Source organism: Vicinamibacteria bacterium (assembly GCA_035620555.1).
Classification (GTDB): domain Bacteria; phylum Acidobacteriota; class Vicinamibacteria; order Marinacidobacterales; family SMYC01; genus DASPGQ01.
Genome location: DASPGQ010000353.1, coordinates 1 through 3857, shown reverse-complemented (window position 1 = coordinate 3857; position 3857 = coordinate 1). Strand labels below are relative to the sequence as shown.

The 3857-nt window shown below is 64.2% G+C and carries 3 protein-coding genes; 1 reads left to right on the top strand and 2 read right to left on the bottom strand.

The genetic code is table 11. The features are described 5' to 3' along the window. Window positions 1-114 precede the first annotated feature (114 nt). Complete coding sequence (locus VEK15_14465; protein ID HXV61897.1) at window positions 115-1416, bottom strand: hypothetical protein; 1302 nt, start codon at window positions 1414-1416, stop codon at window positions 115-117. Between the two features lie 21 nt (window positions 1417-1437). Here VEK15_14465 and VEK15_14460 point away from each other — a divergent pair, with 21 nt between their 5' ends. Beyond that, entirely contained in the window at window positions 1438-2430 is a 993-nt protein-coding gene (locus VEK15_14460) for an LLM class flavin-dependent oxidoreductase (GenBank protein ID HXV61896.1), read from the top strand. On the opposite strand, the gene VEK15_14455 is transcribed toward VEK15_14460, so the two are convergent. After that, window positions 2423-3857, bottom strand: a 1435-nt coding sequence (locus VEK15_14455; protein ID HXV61895.1) for an aldehyde dehydrogenase family protein, incomplete at its 5' end; no start/stop codon positions are given. The genes VEK15_14460 and VEK15_14455 overlap by 8 nt on opposite strands.

The following is a 3857-nucleotide window of genomic DNA, read 5'->3' as shown; positions in this document are numbered from 1 at the left end:
GCGCGACCCCGAATGGTGGCTCTCCCATCAGGCCAAGATTCCCGAGCTCGACGAAGCCATCAAAGCTCGACGTTAGCTCGGGCCCCTTATCTAAACCGGTTTCTACCGTAAGCCTTACTTCACCCCGAGCAGGCGCGGAAGGTCATCAGTCAGCGCCTCCTCCGCCTCCGGCTGGGAAGCCCCGAACGCGATCACGTCGAGCTTTCCCCATTGGGCGAGCGGACCGACGTTGTAGAGAACGAACCGCGGGTCGCTTCCGACCGCTCGAAGGACGTCCCGGAATGGAGCGCCGACGAGTCCGGGATGCGCCACGTCCTGCGCTCGGTAAGGCGGACGGGGTCGTCCTACGAGGCGGTCCACCAGGGACATCGGAATGCTCGTCCCGCCCCAGCGTCCGTTGCATTCGGTGAAGCGGATTTGCTCGCCATCGACCACCAGGAGGTCGAAGGAGCACCGCCCCACGTAGCCGAGCTCCTGGAGTGCTTCGGCGCATCGTAGCGACGCGTCCGTGAGCCTTCGATTCAGCGTCTTAGCGAGCGTGGAGGGACGGCTTCCCACGAAGATCTTCTCCTCGCCCTCGAGGATCTGTTCGTAGATGCCTTCCACCGTAGGCTCTCCCTTGCCAGTCGGCGGAATCCAGGTCTGGCTCGACGGAGACACTTCCGCCTCTTCCCAGGCGACGGCGAGCACCTCTTCCCGGCCGTCCCACTCCGTTCTTTCGAGGAACGAGCGGACCAGCGCCTCGGTGTGCTCCTGCGAGGAGAGCTCCTCCGACCGGAAAACCGCGTTTCCCATTGCCGACGCACAGCGCGTGCGCTTGAGGCCAACCCGAGGGTACCGGCGTCCGATGTCGAGAAGGTGCCCGGCCAGCGTCCTGGGATCGCGCGCCGATTCCGTACGCACGAGCCGCTCTTTGCCAAGGACGTGCTCGACCAGTTCCGAGAAGCGAAGCTTGTCGTTGGCAATCCAAGTCACCGGCGGTGGCGGGCCCAGGACCTGCACCGGCACCCGCGCGGCCGCGGAGACGCGCCGCGCCAGCTCCCACACGGGCTCGACGCTCATGTAGGGATGAATAAGCAACCCATTGCCCGCGCGGGCTCGTTCCACGATCTTCGCGAACGCCTTCCCGTGCCAGCACGCTTCGGCCACGGCCAGCAGATTCTCTCTGGGCTCGGCTAGAACCAGGTCGGGAGCGCCCAGCCGGAGATTCTCGCGGCAGTACTCTTCGTATCCCCGAGTGAGGGGTGTGACCGCGGCGACCAGATCGCCCTCGCCCGCGCGTACCCAGGCCCGATGCTGATATTCCTCGACTCCGGCGATGTTCACGAGAAAGGGAATCTCCGAAACATCGTCGAGGTAGAGCGTCGGGTGGAAGGAACACCCGTCCCAGAGGTGCGGCTCGTACCCCGAATGCATCGAGTTTACAATCCTAGCACCATGAAGCGGGTCGCTCTCTATCTCCAGGATGCCCACTCCCTTTCGGAATGCATCCGTTACGCCACCTATGCGGAGGAAAAAGGATTCGAAGCCGTTTGGCAGGCCGAGAGCCGTCTCGTCCGCGACGCCATCGTGCCGATGGCCGCCTATGCGGCTCGCACGTCGCGCATCCGGGTGGGCTCGGGCGTCATCAACAATTGGACGCGCAACATCGGCCTCCTCGCGGCGACGTTTCTCACGCTCGACGATCTCGCCCCGAACCGCATCCTCTGCGGCATCGGCGCCTGGTGGGATCCGCTCGCCAAAAATGTAGGCATCGAGAGAAAGAACCCCCTTCTCGCCATGCGAGAGACCGTGGATGTCTTCCGTCGGCTTCTCGCCATGGAGAACGTCAGCTTCGACGGCGCCTTTCACAAGGTACACGGTATCGAGCTGGACGTCGTGCACGGACGGCGCGAGCCGCGCAACGTACCCGTTCTCATCGGCGCGACCGGCGACAAGATGCTCGAGCTGACGGGGGAGATCGCCGATGGCTGTCTTCTCAACTATTGCGTGCCGCCCTCCTACAACGACCAGGCCATGGAACGGCTCGAGAGAGGGGCTGAGAAGGCTGGTCGTAGCCTCGACGAGATCGACCGGCCTCAGCTCATCGTCTGCTCCGTGGATCGCGACCGTGCTCGCGCCGTCGAATCCGCCAAGGGGCTCATCACTCAGTATCTCGCGCAGCAACCTCACATCGCGAAAGCCTCGGGGGTGAGCCGGGAGACGGTACAGAAGGTTCAGTCGATACTCGGTTGGCCGGCGACGAAAGAGCAGGTGCACGAGGCCATGCGTTTCGTACCCGACGAGCTCGTTCTCGAAATTACGGCGACGGGAACGCCCGAAGAGGCGCGAAAGCGGGTCCGCGAGTACGTCGACCGCGGCTGCACCTGCCCCGTGCTCTATCCGCTGGGCGATCCCATCCTGATGATAGACACCTTCGCGGTCACCTGAACATCTGGCGGCCCGATTCGCCCGAGTAATTGATGAAGACCGTCTTGAGCTCGGTGAAGAAGTTGAGGCCCTCCTCGGACATCTCCCGCTCGCCCACGCCGGTGGCCTTGACACCCCCGAAAGGAAGCTGCGCCTCCCCCCCGATGGTGGGCTCGTTCACGTGCACCATGCCGGTCTCGACGTCGTCGATGAAGCGCATGACGCGGTTGATGTCCTGGGTGAAGATGGAGGTCGTGAGTCCGTAGTCCACGGAGTTCGCCATCCTTAGCGCTTCGTCGAGGTCCCGGGCCTTCGCCACGGCGAGCACGGGACCGAAGACCTCTTCGCGAAAGATTCGCATGTTCGCCTCGACCTCGTCGAAGATCGTCGGCTCGACGAAGTAGCCTGCTTCCAGGCCCTCGGGCGCTTTTCCTCCGGTGAGGAGCCTGGCCCCTTCGCCCTTGGCAATCTCGATGTAGCCGAGGTCGGTCTCCCACTGAACCTGGTCGACCGCCGGACCCATCTGGACGCTCTCGTCGAGGCCGTTTCCTACTTTGATTCCCCGGGCGCCTTCGACGAGACGCTCGACGAGCTCGTTCTTGGCCGAATCGATCGCGATCACTCGCGAGGTCGCGGTGCAGCGCTGCCCGGTGGAGCCGAAGGCGCCATCCCGGATGGCAACCGAGGCCTTGTCGAGATCGGCATCCTCCATGACGATCACGGCATTCTTCCCGCCCATCTCGCAGGTGACCTTTGCTCCCCGAGAAGCGGCCTTCACGTAGAGCTCGCCTCCGATCGAGTTCGAGCCCGTGAACGAAACGATGGGAATGTGCCGGGAGCCCACGAGGGTTTCCCCGACCTCGGAGCCCGATCCGATGACGACGTTGAAGACACCCCGGGGGAGACCGGCCTCTTCATAGATCTCCGCGAGAACTGCGGCCGTCGAGGGAGTGAGCGTGGCGGGCTTGAACACCACGGCGTTTCCCGCGACCAGGGCGGGCGCCGACTTCCAAACGGGGATCGCCCAGGGGAAGTTCCAGGGCGATATCAGTCCAACCACCCCCACCGGCTGCCGGATCGTGTAGGTAAAAGTGTCTCGCGCCTCGGAAGGAAGCGTCTTTCCGCCCATTCGGAACCCGGCTCCGGCGTAGTACTCGATCAGCGAGATCCCTTTCATGACCTCTCCCCGGGCCTCCTTCAGAATCTTGCCCTCCTCCCGGGTCATGAGCCGAGCGATCTCGTCGGCGCGGGAACGGGCGATGTCCGCGGCACGCCACAGGACTCGACCTCGCTCCGGGCCGGGAACTTTCCTCCAGCTTGCGTAAGCCCGGCGGGCCGCACCGATCGCCCGCTGGGTGTCCTCGGCGGATGCCATCGGAAACTCCGCGATCACATCCGACGTGTCCGCGGGATTGACGTTCTTGACGAGACGCTTCGATTGGGGATGT